The sequence below is a fragment of the Thioclava sp. genome, assembly GCF_048263065.1.
Taxonomy (GTDB): domain Bacteria; phylum Pseudomonadota; class Alphaproteobacteria; order Rhodobacterales; family Rhodobacteraceae; genus Thioclava.
This window is the reverse complement of sequence record NZ_JBLXEM010000002.1, coordinates 144,011-159,864: the sequence shown is the minus strand read 5'-3', so window position 1 is coordinate 159,864 and position 15,854 is coordinate 144,011. Positions and strand designations below refer to the sequence as shown.

Genomic DNA, 15,854 nt, shown 5'->3' with positions numbered 1-15,854 from the left:
AGCGCTCCTATCGCATGACCGCATCGGGATCACCCGAGGCCGTGCGCCAGACCGGCACCACGGTCGCGGCCATGTAGGGCACGACCGTCAGCAGCCCCAGCGTCATCAGTTGCACCCCGTCGATATGGGGCGTCAGCGCGAAGTCGGGATAGATCACCGCCCAGCCGCGCAACACCGGCGCAAACAGCACGCCATCAAAGAAAAACGCATGCGCAAACCCCGCGACGGTGCCGATCAGGAAGGCCCCAAGCGAGACCATGCCGCCCTCCCACAGCTTCATCGCAATCACATCGCGCGTGTCCCAGCCCACGGCTTTCAGAATCCCGATCTCGCGCGCCTCTTCTGCCGACAAGCCCGACGCCTTCTCAGCCGCGAAAATCGCAAAGGCCAGCAGCCCGGCCCCCGCCAGCACGACAAGCAGCCCCTCGCGCCAGTCAAACAGCTTTTGATAAGTCCGCTCGATATCGGCGCGGGTGACAAAGCGCATTTGCGGCAGAGCGTTAGAGGCTTTGGTGACGATGGTCGCGACCTCGTTCTGGTTGCGCACAGTGGCGACGACATCGGTATATAGCCCCTCGGGAATGTCGAAAAACGCGCGGAAATCTTGCGGGTTCATCAATACCAGATCCGCCGTCATCAACGCAGAATCGCGGTTAAACGTGCGATCCACGTCAAAGCGTTTCAGATCGCCCTCGTAGCGCGACAGGAACAGCGGCGCGCCCTCCCATGCCAGCCCGCGCGCACGCGGCACGCCCTCGCCCACCGCGACATGGCCGACGGGGGGAATAAGCGCGGGATCGTCGGGCACCATCACCGTGTAATTCGCCCCGTCAATGCGGTCGTAATAATAGCCCCACAACCGGCCCGTGGCCGAGGTCACGCCACGAAAGCTCGCAATCGTGTCCACCACATCTCCGGGGATCAGGTCTTGCCGCCCCATGATCAGTTTTTGCACAACGATCTCAGGCGCATCGCGTAGCACGACCGTGGTTTCATGGCGCAGCGCGGCTGCGAAAAACATCGCCGAAGACAGCGAAAACACGACCAGCGAAAAGATCGCGACCAGCGCGATATTCTTGCCCTTGCGGCGTGACAGCGCGGCAAGCGTGTAATCGGCCAGCGCGCGCTGGCGGCGGGCCCAAGACATCATGGCTTTGGCCCTTGGGGTTGAAAGATCAGCCAGCCCTCGCCGGGCAGCTTTGGCACGGGCATGATCGAGCCCGAGGGGAAGTGGTCAAATGACATCGGATGGTCCTGAAACGGGGTGTTAAGATCGGCCAGCGAGGGGTGGCGGGTGTAGCGCGCCTCGGTAAAAAGGGCCGGATCGGTGAGGCCAAAATCGGCCACCAAAGCGGCCTCACGCGCGATGCGCCCGCGCGTCGCAGGGGCTGCGAAGGCGACGAAATACAGCTCAAACAGCAGCGCCGCCGCAAGGACGCCAAAGCCGATAAAAACCGGGCCAGAGCGGCGGCGCGGCGTGTTCATATCGGCCCGCCCTCATCAAGGGTCACCAACATATCGGGCGTCACATCGCCAAAGCTGATCTCTTTCTTGCCCTTGTGATCCTTAGTGAAATCATCGGCATCGGCGCGGTTCATCAGCGGGATCAACTCATGCCCCATCGGACCGAGAACATCCGAGCCGAGCACATAAATCGCCTCATGCGCGTCGATCAGTTTCAGGCCGTAATATTCCGTCACGCCCATGCCCACAATCTGATCGACAGTGCGTCCGCGGGCGTATTTCTCCATATCTTGCAGATACTTAAAGAAATCCTTTGGGCCGTCGAAGTGATCGGCATGGCCATCGGCAAACAGCACCGTGGTGACCCATTCAGGGTATTTCGCCACGAACATGCCGCAGACCGGGCAGGTATCTTTCGGGCCGGGCGGAGGCAGGTCGACAAGGGGCGCATCGGCGCGCGCAGGGCTAATGCCCAGACCAAGCGCGGCAGAAATTGCCGCGAACTGGCCAAGCACGACACGGCGCGAGGGACGGGGTTCATCGCAGGAATGACACATGAGATGTCCTTTCAGCAAAGGAAGCTTGCGCGCGCCCGGCGCGATACCGGGCGCGCATCTACGCTCAGTTGCCCGCGCGGGCGCGCCGTTCAGCGCGGCGTTTGCGAATGCGGATCGTGTCTTGCGCCATGCCGTTATAGGCATCAATCAGCGCGGTATCGAAATCGACCAGCTTGGCATCGGGGCCAGCGGCGGCCTCGGCCTGCGCCTTATCGGCGTAGGCAGATTTCGACACAGCCGTCATCGTGCCGGGTTTGCCGGGGTCGATCACATAGGTCATGGACGCCGTATCCGCGAGCGGCTTAACCTTGCCCTCTGCGCCAGCATCGCCTGCATAGATCGTTTTGGGCACGCGATCCATATTCAGCGCAAGGCTGATCGCCGCACAATGCAGCGAGCAGGTGCCATCCACCGCGTCATCTTCATAGACAATCAGATGGCGCGTGTGGCTGAACATTTGGCGCATCATCCCGCAATAGGGGCAGCGCGGATATTTCTCGAGCTCATTGGTCAGCGGATCGGTGTCGGTTTTCAGAAACCGCGTCAGCCCGTTGTCATCCGTCCATTCGATTGGCGATTGCGGCATCGTCATTTCCGCAGTCGCGCTTTGCGATGCAGCCAGCAGCATTCCGGTCGAGGTGGTGATTAGAAAGTCACGACGTTTCATAGCGTTATCCTGTGATCTCGAGGCGCGCTTGGCGATAGGCCAGCGACGCTCAAACATTGAAAAAGGGATAGAATTACCATGATCTTAGCGCGCCGATTATGCGCGCGGTCTCACGGGTCGTTGCGAAGGGATCGCATCACAGGATCGGTGGGGCGCGGATCGGTCGGAGGGAGCGGATATGCAGGATACGCGGCGCGAGGACGGGCAAAACCACCCGCGCGGGCGCAATCAACTGCGCTTGAAAGATCGGCATCGCCATCGCGGCAGGCGCATCAAAGCCACAAACACTGGCACTGGTGCAAACCGAACACTGGCCGCTGTCATGGCTGGGCTGGGCCGGCGCATTGGGCACTGTGCGCCCATCAGGCGTCATCAGGACAATGCCCTCGCCCGTGCAAATCTGCAAAAGCCCAAGGCGCGCGCCGATAGGGGCGCGCCCGATCTCGGCCGCGGCCGCCGCCCCGATGTGATCGGCGTAAAACAGCACCTGAACGCACATCGCAAACAGCGCAAAGACATGGACCCAAAGCGCACGCCGCAAGCGCGCGAACCGCACCCGCATAACGGGGCCGGTCAGATCGCCATCTGGCGTTGCTTTCGGCATGTTTGCAGGCGTGGTTTTGTCTCCCATAGGCCAAGTGATAGGACCGATTCCCAGCGCAATCAAGCGTTTGTGACGCTATGTGAGCGCGACATATTCGTCGATGCGCATGCCAAATCGAATTTTGGCTGGACACCTCTACATGCCAAAACTTTGAGCAGATTGAACCCTAAAGGGGCAAATACAAAGAATTTTCAACATCCCCTTCGTGCCCGCGCCAAGCTGGATTGACGCGGGCTATCAAAAAATCTCACCAATTGATCAAATTCCTGCAATACTGCGTGCATATTCCGAACAGGAGACCTGATCCATGGCTGCCAAAACCCGTCTAAACGCCCCATCGCGCCGCGCTTTTCTGCAATCAAGCCTTGCCGGGGCCGCGCTGCTGGGCGCGATGCCCGCGCGCGGCTGGGCGCAGGATGCCAAGCCACTGAAAGTGGCGGGCATCTACACCGTCCCGGTGGAGCAACAATGGGTCAGCCGCATTCACTTGGCCGCATTGGCCGCCCAAGATCGCGGCGATATCAGCTACACCTACTCCGAAAACACCGCCAACACCGACTACCCCCGCGTCATGCGTGAATATGCCGAAGGCGGCTATGACCTAATCGTGGGCGAAATTTTCGGCGTCGAGCAAGAGGCCCGCGAGGTCGCCGCCGACTACCCCGAGGTAGCCTTTTTGCTGGGCTCGTCATTCAAACCTGACGCAGGAATCGGCAATCTTTCAGTGTTTGATAACTACATTCAAGATGCCTCGTATCTGTCTGGAATCATTGCCGGATCAATGTCCAAATCGGGCAATATCGGCATGGTCGGAGGCTTTCCGATCCCCGAGGTAAACCGCTTGATGCATGCCTTCATGGCGGGCGCGCGCGAGATGAACCCGGATATCACCTTTCAGGTCGCCTTCATCGGGTCGTGGTTTGATCCGCCCAAGGCCAAGGAAACCGCCTATGCGATGATCGAGAACGGCGCGGATTTGCTGTATGCGGAACGCTTTGGCGTGTCGGATGCCGCCAAGGAAAAGGGCGTTTTGGCCATTGGCAATGTCATCGACACCCAGACCGATTACCCCGACACGGTCGTCGCCTCGGCGATCTGGCATTTCGAGCCGACCTTGGATCACGCGATTGAGCAGATCCGCGCGGGCAGCTTTAGCGCCGCCGATTACGGCATGTTTTCCTTCATGAAAGAGGGCGGCTGCTCGCTGGCCCCCTTTGGCACGTTTGAGGGTAAAATCCCGCAAGAGGCGCTGGATAAGGTCAACGCACAAACTGCCGCCATCATGGGCGGCTCGTTCACAGTCGAGATCAACGACGCCGAACCCAAGTCGTCCTAAGCATGAGTGCGCGCGATCAGGCGCAGCAACCCGTGCTGCGCCTTTGCAATATCACCAAACGCTTTGGGGCGGTATGCGCCAATGATGATGTCAGCTTTTCGCTCGGCCGCGGTGAGGTGATCGCGCTGTTGGGCGAAAACGGCGCGGGCAAAACCACGTTGATGAACATCCTCTTTGGCCAATACACTGCCGATGCGGGCACGGTTGAGGTGTTTGGCAAACTCCTCACGCCGGGCAATCCGCGCGCGGCGCTGGATGCGGGCGTCGGGATGGTGCATCAGCATTTCACGCTCGCGGGGAATCTGACGGTGTGGGAAAATATCGTGCTGGGAACGCAGGCGCTGACGGCCCCGCGCCTGCGCGCCCGCGCCGCCAAAGCCCGCATTGCGGATCTGTCCAAGCGCTTTCATCTGGCGGTCAATCCCGATGCCAAGGTCGGCCAGCTTTCGGTGGGCGAACGCCAGCGCGTCGAGATTCTCAAGGCGCTTTATCGCGATGCGCGCATCCTGATTCTCGACGAGCCAACCGCCGTTCTGACCCCGCAGGAGAGCGACGCGCTGTTTGCCACCCTGCGCGAGGCAATCGGGCTGGGGCTGTCGGTCGTGTTCATATCGCATAAACTGCATGAGGTGATGGCGATTTCGCATCGCGTGCTGGTGCTGCGCCACGGCGCTTTGGTGGCGGAACGCGATACTGCGAATACCTCGCGCGAGGAATTGGCGGCGCTGATGGTGGGCGGCGCGGTATCAAGCCCCAAGATCAAGGCGATGCCCCCCGGCCCCGCGCTGATGCGGCTAAGCGGCGTTTCCAGCAAGGGCGCGGACCATGCGCCGGGGCTGGATAAGGTCAGCCTGACCCTGCATGCCGGGCAGATCACCGGGCTTGCGGGCGTGTCGGGGAATGGGCAGGGCGCACTATCGGATCTGATCTCGGGGTTGGCGATGCCCAGCGCTGGTCAGTTGGAAATTTCAGGCGTGCTGGTGCGCAACTGGTCGCCGCGCCAAGCCCTTGCGCAGGGGATCGGGCGCATCCCCGAGGACCGCCACCACACCGGCACAATCGCGGATTTCGACCTGACAGAAAACGCGGCGCTGGAAGGCTACGCCACGCAATTTTCGCGCCATGGCTGGATGGATTGGCCCGCTGCCAAGACCCACGCCAAGGCGCTGATCGAAACCTATGACGTGCGCTGTCCCGGCCCCGATACCGCCATTCGCCTGCTGTCGGGGGGTAATATGCAAAAACTGATCTTGGGGCGCGTGTTGGAAACCGCGCCGCGCATCATTTTGGCCAATCAACCGGTGCGCGGCCTTGATATCGGCGCGCTGAACTATGTGCACGGGCGGCTGGCCGAGGCGCGCGAACATGGCGCGGCGGTGTTGCTGATCTCCGAGGATCTCGATGAGATCATGACGTTATCAGATGTGATCCATGTGATCTCGCAGGGTCGCCTTAGTCCCGCTTTCGCGCGCGGCACGATGGCCCCCGAGGCGCTGGGGCGGTGGATGGCGGGCGATGGATTTGCCGAGGTGGCCCATGCGTCTTGAACCCATCGCCAATCCCGGACTCGCACGCCGCCTTGCGCCGCCTGCGCTCGCGATTGCGGGCAGTTTTCTGGTGGCGAGCCTGCTCGCGCTGATCGCGGGGGGCAACCCTTTCGCGGTGTTTGGCGCGATCCTCAAGGGCGCGGCTGGCAGCAAATTCGCGCTGCTGGAAACGCTCAACCGAGCGACACCGCTGATCTTTACCGGGCTCGCCGTGGCCGTCGCCTTTCGCGCGCGCCTGTGGAATATCGGCGCCGAGGCGCAGCTTTATGCGGGTGCTGTGGTGACGGTGATGCTGGGCACCGGGGCGCTGCCGTGGCCCAGCCTGCCGCTGCTGGTGGTGATCGGTGTCGCGGCGATGCTGGCGGGCGCGCTGCTGCTGTTGATCCCGGCGCTGCTCAAAACCCGCTTTGGCGTCGATGAGGTCGTCACCACGCTCCTGTTCAACTTCATCTTTTTGCTGTTCGTGTCCTACCTGCTGGAAGGCCCGTTAAAAGACCCGATGGGCATGGGCTGGCCGAAATCGGCGCGTCTGATCCCCGAGGCCCGCCTGCCCCGCATCATCGACGGCTTGCGGCTGCATTGGGGCTTTGTGCTAGCGCTGATCTCGGCGCTTGTGCTGTGGGTGATCAACACCCGCACCACGCTGGGGTTTGAGATGCGCGCTGTGGGCCAAAACGCCGAGGCTGCGCGTTTTGCGGGCATTCCGGTGACGCGCGTGATCCTGAAAACGGCGCTGCTGTCGGGTGGGCTGGCCGCGCTGGCGGGGTTTTCCGAGGTGGCGGGTCTGAAGGGCTCGCTGACGCTCGATCTTAGTCCGGGCTATGGCTACACAGGGATAGTGGTGGCGATGCTGGCGCTGTTGCACCCGCTTGGCGTGGTGGTTGCCGCGCTGTTTGTGGCGGCGATTTTTGTCGGCGCAGATGCGATGAGCCGCGCGCTGGGGGTGCCCAGCTATCTGGCCGACATCATGCTGGCCTCGGCGCTGTTGATGATGGTGCTGGCGATCCTGCTTAGCAAATTCCGCGTGGTGAGGGACTGATGGATCTGATCGACATCCTGACCTCTGCCGCGTTTTGGGCCGCCGCAATCCGCATCGCCTCGCCGCTGATTTTTGCCACGATGGGAGAGTTGATTTGCGAGCGTGCCGGGGTTCTGAACCTTGGCATCGAGGGCATCATGGTCGCGGGCGCTTTCGCGGGCTGGATTGCGGTCTGGGCGGGGCTGCCGCTCTGGGGCGGGGTTACTGTGGCTTTTGCGGCGGGCATGGTGTTTGGGCTATTGCATGCAACGCTTTCGGTGCCATTCGGGTTGTCGCAGCATGTCGTGGGCATCGGGGTGACGCTGCTGGCGACCTCGCTGACGTTTTACACCTATCGCGTGGTGCTGCCCGAGGTGTCCTCGCCGCCCAAGATCGAGGCGTTCCAGCCCTTTGAGGTTCCAATCCTATCCCAAATCCCGCTAATCGGCCCGGCGTTTTTTGCCCAAACTCCGCTGACTTACGCGGCGTTTTTGCTGGTGATCGCGGTGGCGCTGGTTCTGTATCGCACACCGCTGGGTCTGGCGGTGCGTGCCGCAGGTGAGAACCCGCAGGCGGTCGCGGCGCAAGGCCTGTCGGTCACCGCAATCCGTATGGGCGCGGTGATCGTGGGATCGGGGTTCATGGCGGTGGGCGGAGCCTTCCTGACGCTTTCGGCCTTTGACAGCTTCTTTTTCGACATGGTCAACGGGCGCGGCTGGATCTGCATCGCGCTGGTGGTGTTTGGCGCATGGAAACCGGGCAAGGCGCTGCTGGGGGCGGTGTTGTTTGCCGCATTTGATGCGCTACAAATCCGTCTGCAACAAACCCCAATCGGCGCGGTGGTGCCTTATCAGCTTTTCCTGATGATGCCCTATATTCTGTCGATCCTCGCGCTAGTGCTGATGTCGCGGCGCGCCGAGGTGCCAGCCGCGCTAATGGTGACATTTAACAAAGGGGAACGGTGATGTTCGATCTTTTGGTCAAGGGAGGCACGCTGCCTGACGGGCGCGTGGCCGATATCGCAATCAAGGGGGATCGCATCGCGGAAGTGGCCCCCAACATCAACGCCGAGGCGCGCGAGGTGATCGACGCGGCAGGCGATCTGGTCACCCCGCCCTTTGTCGATCCGCATTTTCACCTTGATGCCACGCTGAGTTACGGGCTGCCCCGCGTCAACGCCTCGGGCACCTTGCTAGAGGGCATTTCGCTGTGGGGAGAGCTGCGCGATCTGACCACCGTCGATGAGATGGTGCAGCGCGCGCTGGCCTATTGCGACTGGGCGGCCTCGATGGGGTTGCTTGCGATCCGCAGCCATGTCGACACCACGCCTGACCACCTCAACACCGTGACCGCGATGCTGGAAGTGCGCGAAAAGGTGCGCGATTATATCGACCTGCAACTCGTCGCCTTTCCGCAAGACGGGCTGTATCGCGCGCCCAATGGCCGCGAAAACCTGATCCGCGCACTGGATATGGGTGTGGAGGTGGTCGGCGGTATCCCCCATTTCGAGCGCACCATGCAGGCGGGCGCGGATAGCCTGCGCGATCTGTGCGAAATCGCGGCGGATCGCGGCTTGCGCGTCGATATTCACTGCGATGAAACCGATGACCCGATGAGCCGCCATATCGAAACGCTGGCCTATGAAACGCAGCGTCTGGGGCTGCACGGGCGGGTGGTTGGCTCGCATCTGACCTCGATGCATTCGATGGACAATTACTACGTCTCAAAATTGCTGCCCCTGATCGCCGAGGCCGGGATTGCCGCGATCCCCAACCCGCTGATCAACATCATGCTGCAAGGCCGCCATGACAGCTTTCCCAAACGTCGCGGGCTGACACGCGTCAAGGAAATGCAAGCGATGGGCATTCCCGTGGGCTGGGGTCAGGATTGCGTGCTGGACCCGTGGTATAGCCTTGGCACGGCGGATATGCTGGATGTCGCGTTCATGGGGCTGCATGTCGCGCAGATGAGCCATCCCGATGAAATGGCGCGCTGTTTCACGATGGTCACGCAAACCAATGCGCAGATCATCGGCCTGCAAGATTTCGGACTTCACAAGGGGGCGCTGGCATCGCTGGTGGTGCTGGATGCCAGCACTCCGGTCGAGGCCGTGCGGCTGCGTCCGGCGCGTCTTGCGGTGATCTCAAAGGGCAAGGTGATTGCCCGCAGCGCGCGCGGGGATGCGACGCTGAACCTGCCGGGCCGCCCGCAAACCACGCATCGTCGCGCGCCCAAACGCTAACGCGCGACGCGCGGGATCAGCGCCCGAACGCGGCCCGCCAGCGCGCGATGAACTGCGCGCGTTTCTGGCGATCCAGCGCCACCAGCAGCACCGGCGAAATCGCGATTGTGTGCAAGGCGCTGGCGGGGGTGGCGCTGTCTTCCGGCTCGCCGCTCACCAAAAGCCCCGCCGTGCGCAAATCTTCCTGACCGCGCGCGGACAGCAGAAAATCAAGCAGTCGTTGCGCCGGTTCCGAGTGCTCGGCCGACTTCGGGATCATATAGCCACGCGACAACATCAGCGTGTAATCTTGCGGCCAGATCACCCCAACATTCGGGTCGCGGCGCGCATTCACATAAGACCCCAACACGTTGTAAGCCATCGCATATTCGCCTTGTGAGACGCCCTTGATAATCTCGGCGGAACAGCAGGTTGCCACAGCGCCCGCGCGGCTGAACCCTTCCATCAGCGCGCCAAAGGTGCTGGCCTCTAGGCTGTCCTCAAAGGCGAACAGATAGCCAAGGCCCGAGGCCTCGATCTCATACGTCGCGATCTTACCCTGATAGCGCCCCTCTGCGCGCCGCATCAAATCAAGCAGCGCAAACCGGGTGTGGGGCACGTCTTCGGGCGGCACCAGATCAGTGTTGTAGATCATCACGGCGGGCTCTTGCGTGACGCCCCAAAGCTGGTCGCGCCAACGCCGCGCGCTTGGCAAAGCGGCGCTGGCGGTTGAGCGATACGACCCCGCGCAGCCGCGATTGACCAGATCGACCATCTGATGCACCGCCGAGGACAACACCGCATCGGCGCGGCTTTGACCCGCCTCGCAGTCGCGCAAGCTGATGTCGTAAAGCGCGTTCGACCCCCATTGCTCGTAGGCCACCGCGATGCCGGGATTGCGTGCGGTGAAATCTTCGAGCGTGGGGCCGAGGACCGCAATATCGGTGGTGGATCGCAACACCATCTTAGGTCCGTCCGCAGGGCCAAACCGGGCGCGCGCCTCGGGGCCGTCTTGCTGGGCCATGGCGGGCAGCGCGGCAAGGATCGCGGCGAGCATGAGCAGGGCTAACCGGGTCATATCGTTTCCTCCATCACCGGCAGGCGGATCGTTGCGCGAAAGCCCTGCGCGGTGGCACCCAGTTTCAGTTCGCCGCCAAAGGCCAGTGCAACCGCGCGCGCAATCGACAGGCCCAGCCCCGCACTTTGGCCCACAGAGGCTGCGGTTTTCTCAAATCGCTCGCCGATGCGTGCCAACACTTCGGGGCTTGGGCCGGGGCCGGAATCCTCGACCCACAGGCAGGCCTGCGCGCCCTCACACGTCACCCCCACACGCACCCGCCCTGCCCCGTGTTTCAGCGCATTGCCCAGCAAATTGCGCAGCGCCTCGGTCAGCGAGAGCGTGTCCGCCATCACCATCACCGCCTCTTCGCCGATTTCCAGCACCACCTCGCGATTGGGCGCGACCAGCTCATGATCGCGGCTTTCAATGACATCAAGCGCAACATCGCGCAAATCCAGTGCCACGCGGCGCGCGGCATCGGTGCGGTGAATGACCAGCGCGCGCGACAGCATCTGATCCAGCAGTTCCCCCAAAGACCGGGTGCGCCGTTGGAGGCGAGTCAGGATCTGGTCACGCCTTGCGTCATCTTCCTCGGCACTCGCCAGTTCCGCCTGCACCCTTAGCGCGGCAACGGGGGTGCGCAGCTGATGGGCGGTGTCCGAAATCAGGTTGCGCATCGCGGCCACTTGGCGATCAAGGCGCGCCATAAAGCGGTTCATCGCCCCCACCATCACCGCCACCTCGGCAGGCACCGCAGTGTCCATCGGCGTCAGATCATGCGGGTCGCGGCCCGCCAGTTGATCGGCAATGCGGATCAGCGGGCGCATCGCGCGATCAATCACCAGCACCGCCAGCGCCAGCAGGGCAATCCCGCCAATCGCAGCGGCAATCAACGCATCGCGCGTCAAACCAAGCGCCATTTCGGTGCGTGCGCGCAGGGTTTGGCCGACCGTGACCGTGACGGTGCCCGAGAAACTGCGCTCGGCAAAGCGGCGTGAGAGGGTGACAAAGCGCGCGCGCTCATCAGCCATGCTCGCATCGAAAAAGCTGGGGCTGGCGGTTGGGGTCGGGTTTGGAAGCGCCCCGGTCGCCCCGGTCAGCACCGCCCCGTCCGGTCCGCGCACCGAGTAATAAATCCGATCATCGGGCGCAAGCGCGAGCAGTTGGAACGCCGCCACCGGGAGATCGACAACCGGTGCGCCATTCTGGATCGAGATCGCCTCGGCAATGTCATTGGCCGCGCCCAACAACAGCCGGTCATAGCTTTCGCGCGCCGCCGCACGGCCATAGGCAAACGCCGCCAGTGCCGCGACTGCGCCCCCCACCAGCAGTAGCGCCAAGACGCCGCTGATGACGCGACGTTTCAGCGAGGCGGTCGCGCCCGCGATAACCCTGCCCTCAGCCATCAAGCTGCATCCGGTAGCCAAGCCCGCGATGGGTTTCGATCACCACGCCCGACTCCGTCAATTTTTTGCGCAACCGCGCGACGTATAGCTCAATCGCGTTCAGACCGACATCAACATCGGCAAAGGAAAACAGCCCCTCATACAGCTTTTCCTTACTCATGATCCGCTCGCTATTGCGCATCAGCACGCCCAGCAAGACCGTCTCGCGCCGGGTCAGCGCCAGAGGTTTGTCGTCAAGGCGCGCGCTCAGCGTGGCAGGTGTCCAGGACAGGCGCCCCAAGGTGATATCCTCGCTTTTGGTCTCGGCGCCGCGCCGGATCAGCGCGCGCAAACGCGCCTCCAACTCGCGGTGATCGAAGGGTTTCACAAGGTAGTCATCTGCGCCCAGATCAAGCGCCGACACCCGATCATCTACCGAAAACAACGCCGTCAGCATCAAGACCGGCATGCGTTCGCCGCGTGCGCGCAAATCGCGCAACAGCGCGGTTCCCAACCGGTCGGGCAGGTGAATATCCAGCACCATCGCGTCATAGCGCGTCACCGCAAGGCAATCCTCGGCCGACGCACAATCGGGGGCGACATCGCATGTCATCCCCGCGCGGTGCAGGTGATTGCGCACCGCTTCGGCCATGTCCTGCGCATCTTCGACGATCAGCACGCGCATCGTTTGATCTCTCCTGTTCGTAGCGGCGTTCAAGGTGACAGGTTGGTGACAGCTTGGCCGGGTAACCTTGGTTCTAACTGATCGCGAGGAGGCCGCAAAGAGCGGTGCGATCGGGAGATGCGGATCGGGCCCGCGAGAACTGCCCGCAATGATGACTGGAGGACTTCACATGATCTTCAAGGCAACCCGCCTTGCGCTGGCATCTGCTGCGCTGGCTGTCGCAGGCTTTGCTGCCCCTGCCATGGCCGCTGATTTTACCGCCGAAAACCCCGAATGTATCGCACCGGCCAATCCCGGCGGCGGTTGGGATTTCACCTGCCGCCAAGTCGGCAAGACGATGCAGGATCTCGGGCTGATCACGCAAACGATGCAGGTGACAAACCTCGCCGGCGGCGGCGGTGGCGTGGCGTTTGCGGAAGTCGTGAACAAGCGCGATAGCGACAATGATCTGATCGTCGCGGCCAGCTCGGCCACCGCAACCCGTTTGGCGCAAGGCGCTTATCCGGGCAATGATATGTCGCAGGTGCGCTGGCTGGCCTCGATTGGTGCCGATTACGGTGTGATCGCGGTGGATAAGGATAGCCCCTACAAGACCCTGCCCGATCTGATGAACGCGGTGAAAGCCGATCCGACCTCGGTTGCGTTTGCCGGTGGGTCTGCTGTGGGTGGCTGGGATCACCTCAAGGTGCTGATTGCGGCTAAGGCTGACGGCATCGCTGACGTGCGCAAGGTCAAATATGTCGCCTTTGACGGTGGCGGCGAGGCAATCACGCAGTTGCTAGCTGGCTCGGTTCAGGCATTTACCGGCGATCTGTCGGAAACCAAGGGCTTTATCCAGTCGGGCGACGTGCGCGTTCTGGCCGTGTTGGCGCCCGAGCGCCTGGGCGGTGAGTTTGCCGATATCCCGACGGCCAAAGAGCAAGGGATCGACGCACTCGGCGCGAACTGGCGTGGATTCTACGGTCCGGGCAAAATGTCGGATGCGGCCTATGATTACTGGTCCAAGCAAATCGCGGCTGTCTATGCCTCGCCCGAGTGGAAAAAAGTGATGGAGGCCAACGGCCTTGCCCCGCTTGACCTGCAAGGCGCGGATTTCCAGAAATTCGTGGCCAATTCGGTGCAGCAGATCCAGGATATCTCGAAAGAGATCGGGATCTTGAAATAAGCCCGATAGGGTTCGGGGCGGCGTGCCATGCGCCGTCCCTTTACACATATTTCCGGGCCTGCGCGTTCCGCGCGCCCTTCCCTACCGCTTTGGAGGTCATAGATGAGCGACCGGATTTTCGGTGCCTTCGGCTTGGCTTTGGCGATTTTTTACGCCTTTGCCGCCAGTCAAATTCAGGAAAGCTTTCTAACCGATACCGTCGGCCCCAAGGCGTTCCCCTATATTGTCGCGACAATCCTTGGCCTTGCCTCGGCCTATATCGCGCTGCGCCCCGACCCTGAACCGGTCTGGCCACCGCTGGGGCGGTTGGTGGAAATCGGCGCGGCTGTGGTGGCGTTGATGATCTACGCGCAAGTGCTGCCCGAGATCGGTTTCGTGATCGCGACCGCCTTTGCCGCCGCCTATCTCAGCTGGCGTCTGGGGTCAAAGCCGCTGTCCGCAATCATCGCGGGCATCTCGATCTCGGTCGGGATTTATATCGTCTTTCACCTGATCCTCGGGCTGTCGCTGGCCCGTGGTCCGTTCGGTTTCTGAAGGGAGCACGCGATGGATACCCTAGCCCAACTTGCCCACGGCTTTGACGTGGCGCTTACTTGGCAGAATATCGGACTGGCGCTGATCGGCTGCCTTCTGGGCACGATCATGGGCGCGCTGCCCGGTCTTGGCCCCTCGAACGGGGTCGCGATTTTGATCCCGCTGGCGTTCACTCTGGGCCTTGGCCCGACACCGTCGATGATCTTGCTGACGAGCGTGTATTACGGAGCGATGTATGGCGGGCGGATCAGTTCGATCCTGCTCAATATTCCGGGCGATGAACCCGCGATGATGACCTGTCTTGATGGCTATCCGATGGCGCAAAAAGGCATGGCTGGCGAGGCGCTGTCGATCTCAGGGATTGCCTCGTTCGTGGGGGCGTTTTTTGCGACTTGGGGGCTTATCCTGCTAGCCCCGCAACTGGTTAAGATCGCGCTGCTGTTCGGTCCGGCGGAATATTTCGCGCTGTTTGCGCTGGCCTTCATGACGCTGGGCGGCGTGAGTTCCACCAACCAGGCCAAGGCCGCTTTTGCTGCCGCGATTGGCCTTGGACTCGCGATGGTCGGGGTGGATACGCAGACCGGCGTGCCGCGCATGACCTTTGGCGAGGTTCACCTGTATGACGGGATCGACTTCCTTGTTGCCATCGTCGGGCTGTTCGCACTGTCCGAGGTGTTTGTCTTTCTCGAACACCGCCACGGCGAATCCGATGCGGCTGGCAAAAAAGTCGAGATCGGGCGCATCACCCCGCCTTGGGCGATGGTGAAGCGCTGTATCCCGACGATGCTGCGCACCTCAGGGCTGGGCTTTCTGGCGGGCGTTTTGCCCGGCGCTGGCGCCTCGCTGGGCTCGTTCATTTCCTACTCGATGGAAAAGCGGCTGGTCGATCGCGAAGGCACGTTTGGCAAAGGCGATCCGCGCGGTGTGGCCGCCCCCGAGGCGGGCAATAACGCCGCAGCTGGCGGTGCGCTGGTACCGATGCTGGCGCTTGGCGTGCCGGGGTCTGGCACCACGGCGGTGTTGCTGGCGGTGCTGCTAAGCCTGAATATCACGCCGGGGCCGTTGCTGTTTACGCAAAACCCCGATGTGGTCTGGGGCCTGATCGCGGCGCTGTTCATCGCCAACTTCATGTTGCTGGCGCTCAATATTCCGATGGTAGGCGTGTTTACCCGCCTGCTGCTGATCCCGCCGCGCGTGCTGATGCCGATTGTGGCGATGGTCAGCTTTGTCGGAATCTACGGCATCTCGGGGTCGAGCTTTGATTTGATGGTGATGATCGGCTTTGGCGTGGTCGGCTGGGTGTTGCGCAAGTTCGACGTGCCGCTGGTGCCTGTCATTCTAGGGATTCTGCTGGGCAACCCGATGGAAAGTAACCTGCGCCGCGCGGTGCAGATCTCCAACGGCGATTGGTGGGTGCTGGTGGGCAGCCCGCTGGCGATTGGGCTGTGGATCATTGCTATCCTTGGCTTCCTCGCGCCGATCTTCTTTGGCCGCCTGCTGCGCGATCGCATGACGGCGCGGCGCGACGATGAAGGCAGCATCGCCGACTAAAACTTGGCGGGTCGCGCAGAAATGCGCGGCCCCCCTTTCCCGACACTCGGCACGTTTTTG

At 62.2% G+C, this 15,854-nt stretch carries 16 protein-coding genes; 8 read left to right on the top strand and 8 right to left on the bottom strand.

Features of this window, described 5'->3' with window-relative positions:
* Nucleotides 1-7 precede the first annotated feature (7 nt).
* The 5 genes from ACN0SD_RS03880 to ACN0SD_RS03860 form a co-directional block, all read right to left on the bottom strand.
* A complete protein-coding gene (locus ACN0SD_RS03880; protein ID WP_417806905.1) occupies nucleotides 8-1,150 on the bottom strand; it encodes an ABC transporter permease in 1,143 nt (380 codons plus the stop codon).
* Nucleotides 1,147-1,485: a hypothetical protein gene (locus ACN0SD_RS03875; RefSeq protein ID WP_417806904.1), complete on the bottom strand. Its 339-nt coding sequence runs from the start codon at nucleotides 1,483-1,485 to the stop codon at nucleotides 1,147-1,149. The genes ACN0SD_RS03880 and ACN0SD_RS03875 overlap by 4 nt, the downstream gene beginning before the upstream one ends.
* On the bottom strand, nucleotides 1,482-2,021 hold the full coding sequence (locus ACN0SD_RS03870) for a nitrous oxide reductase accessory protein NosL (protein WP_417806903.1): 540 nt from the start codon (nucleotides 2,019-2,021) through the stop codon (nucleotides 1,482-1,484). Before ACN0SD_RS03870 ends, ACN0SD_RS03875 begins: the two co-directional genes overlap by 4 nt.
* Before the next feature lie 64 nt (nucleotides 2,022-2,085).
* A complete protein-coding gene (locus tag ACN0SD_RS03865; RefSeq protein WP_417806902.1) occupies nucleotides 2,086-2,688 on the bottom strand; it encodes a nitrous oxide reductase accessory protein NosL in 603 nt (200 codons plus the stop codon).
* A 136-nt stretch (nucleotides 2,689-2,824) separates the two neighbouring features.
* Complete coding sequence (locus ACN0SD_RS03860) at nucleotides 2,825-3,292, bottom strand: hypothetical protein (RefSeq protein WP_417806901.1); 468 nt, start codon at nucleotides 3,290-3,292, stop codon at nucleotides 2,825-2,827.
* Nucleotides 3,293-3,599: 307 nt separating this feature from the next.
* On the opposite strand from ACN0SD_RS03860, the gene ACN0SD_RS03855 reads away from it, so the two are divergent.
* Genes ACN0SD_RS03855 through ACN0SD_RS03835 form a run of 5 tightly spaced genes read left to right on the top strand, consistent with a single transcriptional unit; the run spans nucleotide 3,600 to nucleotide 9,435 of the window.
* On the top strand, nucleotides 3,600-4,628 hold the full coding sequence (locus ACN0SD_RS03855; protein ID WP_417806900.1) for a BMP family protein: 1,029 nt from the start codon (nucleotides 3,600-3,602) through the stop codon (nucleotides 4,626-4,628).
* Nucleotides 4,629-4,630: 2 nt separating this feature from the next.
* Nucleotides 4,631-6,175, top strand: a complete 1,545-nt coding sequence (locus ACN0SD_RS03850; RefSeq protein ID WP_417806899.1) for an ABC transporter ATP-binding protein — start codon at nucleotides 4,631-4,633, stop codon at nucleotides 6,173-6,175.
* The gene (locus tag ACN0SD_RS03845; protein WP_417806898.1) at nucleotides 6,165-7,214 is read left to right on the top strand and encodes an ABC transporter permease; all 1,050 of its coding nucleotides are present in this window, start codon (nucleotides 6,165-6,167) and stop codon (nucleotides 7,212-7,214) included. The genes ACN0SD_RS03850 and ACN0SD_RS03845 overlap by 11 nt, the downstream gene beginning before the upstream one ends.
* Nucleotides 7,214-8,158 carry an ABC transporter permease gene (locus ACN0SD_RS03840; protein ID WP_417806897.1) on the top strand — a complete coding sequence of 315 codons (945 nt, stop codon included), beginning with the start codon at nucleotides 7,214-7,216 and terminating at the stop codon, nucleotides 8,156-8,158. The genes ACN0SD_RS03845 and ACN0SD_RS03840 overlap by 1 nt, the downstream gene beginning before the upstream one ends.
* Entirely contained in the window at nucleotides 8,158-9,435 is a 1,278-nt protein-coding gene (locus ACN0SD_RS03835) for an amidohydrolase family protein (protein WP_417806896.1), read from the top strand. Before ACN0SD_RS03840 ends, ACN0SD_RS03835 begins: the two co-directional genes overlap by 1 nt.
* A gap of 16 nt (nucleotides 9,436-9,451) precedes the next feature.
* On the opposite strand, the gene ACN0SD_RS03830 is transcribed toward ACN0SD_RS03835, so the two are convergent.
* From ACN0SD_RS03830 to ACN0SD_RS03820, 3 genes are read right to left on the bottom strand one after another with little or no spacing between them, the layout of a single operon-like run.
* Nucleotides 9,452-10,492 carry an ABC transporter substrate-binding protein gene (locus ACN0SD_RS03830; RefSeq protein WP_417806895.1) on the bottom strand — a complete coding sequence of 347 codons (1,041 nt, stop codon included), beginning with the start codon at nucleotides 10,490-10,492 and terminating at the stop codon, nucleotides 9,452-9,454.
* Nucleotides 10,489-11,880: a sensor histidine kinase gene (locus ACN0SD_RS03825; protein WP_417806894.1), complete on the bottom strand. Its 1,392-nt coding sequence runs from the start codon at nucleotides 11,878-11,880 to the stop codon at nucleotides 10,489-10,491. Before ACN0SD_RS03825 ends, ACN0SD_RS03830 begins: the two co-directional genes overlap by 4 nt.
* Nucleotides 11,873-12,544, bottom strand: coding sequence for a response regulator (locus ACN0SD_RS03820; protein ID WP_417806893.1), 672 nt, complete (start codon nucleotides 12,542-12,544; stop codon nucleotides 11,873-11,875). Before ACN0SD_RS03820 ends, ACN0SD_RS03825 begins: the two co-directional genes overlap by 8 nt.
* A gap of 169 nt (nucleotides 12,545-12,713) precedes the next feature.
* Between ACN0SD_RS03820 and ACN0SD_RS03815 the strand changes: the two genes are divergently transcribed.
* The 3 genes from ACN0SD_RS03815 to ACN0SD_RS03805 all read left to right on the top strand — a co-directional run bounded on the left by ACN0SD_RS03815 (nucleotide 12,714) and on the right by ACN0SD_RS03805 (nucleotide 15,794).
* Nucleotides 12,714-13,709: a Bug family tripartite tricarboxylate transporter substrate binding protein gene (locus tag ACN0SD_RS03815; RefSeq protein WP_417806892.1), complete on the top strand. Its 996-nt coding sequence runs from the start codon at nucleotides 12,714-12,716 to the stop codon at nucleotides 13,707-13,709.
* 102 nt (nucleotides 13,710-13,811) lie between these two features.
* Entirely contained in the window at nucleotides 13,812-14,243 is a 432-nt protein-coding gene (locus ACN0SD_RS03810; protein ID WP_417806891.1) for a tripartite tricarboxylate transporter TctB family protein, read from the top strand.
* Between the two features lie 12 nt (nucleotides 14,244-14,255).
* Entirely contained in the window at nucleotides 14,256-15,794 is a 1,539-nt protein-coding gene (locus ACN0SD_RS03805) for a tripartite tricarboxylate transporter permease (protein WP_417806890.1), read from the top strand.
* Nucleotides 15,795-15,854 lie beyond the last annotated feature (60 nt).

Bases quoted from the DNA above. Each gene is read 5' to 3' on its own strand.
- ACN0SD_RS03820 (WP_417806893.1), bottom strand. From the start codon at position 12,544: ATGCGCGTGCTGATCGTCGAAGATGCGCAGGACATGGCCGAAGCGGTG.
- ACN0SD_RS03835 (WP_417806896.1), top strand. From the start codon at position 8,158: ATGTTCGATCTTTTGGTCAAGGGAGGCACGCTGCCTGACGGGCGCGTG.
- ACN0SD_RS03875 (WP_417806904.1), bottom strand. From the start codon at position 1,485: ATGAACACGCCGCGCCGCCGCTCTGGCCCGGTTTTTATCGGCTTTGGC.
- ACN0SD_RS03840 (WP_417806897.1), top strand. From the start codon at position 7,214: ATGGATCTGATCGACATCCTGACCTCTGCCGCGTTTTGGGCCGCCGCA.
- ACN0SD_RS03825 (WP_417806894.1), bottom strand. From the start codon at position 11,880: ATGGCTGAGGGCAGGGTTATCGCGGGCGCGACCGCCTCGCTGAAACGT.
- ACN0SD_RS03870 (WP_417806903.1), bottom strand. From the start codon at position 2,021: ATGTGTCATTCCTGCGATGAACCCCGTCCCTCGCGCCGTGTCGTGCTT.
- ACN0SD_RS03845 (WP_417806898.1), top strand. From the start codon at position 6,165: ATGCGTCTTGAACCCATCGCCAATCCCGGACTCGCACGCCGCCTTGCG.
- ACN0SD_RS03880 (WP_417806905.1), bottom strand. From the start codon at position 1,150: ATGATGTCTTGGGCCCGCCGCCAGCGCGCGCTGGCCGATTACACGCTT.
- ACN0SD_RS03810 (WP_417806891.1), top strand. From the start codon at position 13,812: ATGAGCGACCGGATTTTCGGTGCCTTCGGCTTGGCTTTGGCGATTTTT.
- ACN0SD_RS03855 (WP_417806900.1), top strand. From the start codon at position 3,600: ATGGCTGCCAAAACCCGTCTAAACGCCCCATCGCGCCGCGCTTTTCTG.
- ACN0SD_RS03805 (WP_417806890.1), top strand. From the start codon at position 14,256: ATGGATACCCTAGCCCAACTTGCCCACGGCTTTGACGTGGCGCTTACT.
- ACN0SD_RS03860 (WP_417806901.1), bottom strand. From the start codon at position 3,292: ATGCCGAAAGCAACGCCAGATGGCGATCTGACCGGCCCCGTTATGCGG.
- ACN0SD_RS03850 (WP_417806899.1), top strand. From the start codon at position 4,631: ATGAGTGCGCGCGATCAGGCGCAGCAACCCGTGCTGCGCCTTTGCAAT.
- ACN0SD_RS03815 (WP_417806892.1), top strand. From the start codon at position 12,714: ATGATCTTCAAGGCAACCCGCCTTGCGCTGGCATCTGCTGCGCTGGCT.
- ACN0SD_RS03865 (WP_417806902.1), bottom strand. From the start codon at position 2,688: ATGAAACGTCGTGACTTTCTAATCACCACCTCGACCGGAATGCTGCTG.
- ACN0SD_RS03830 (WP_417806895.1), bottom strand. From the start codon at position 10,492: ATGACCCGGTTAGCCCTGCTCATGCTCGCCGCGATCCTTGCCGCGCTG.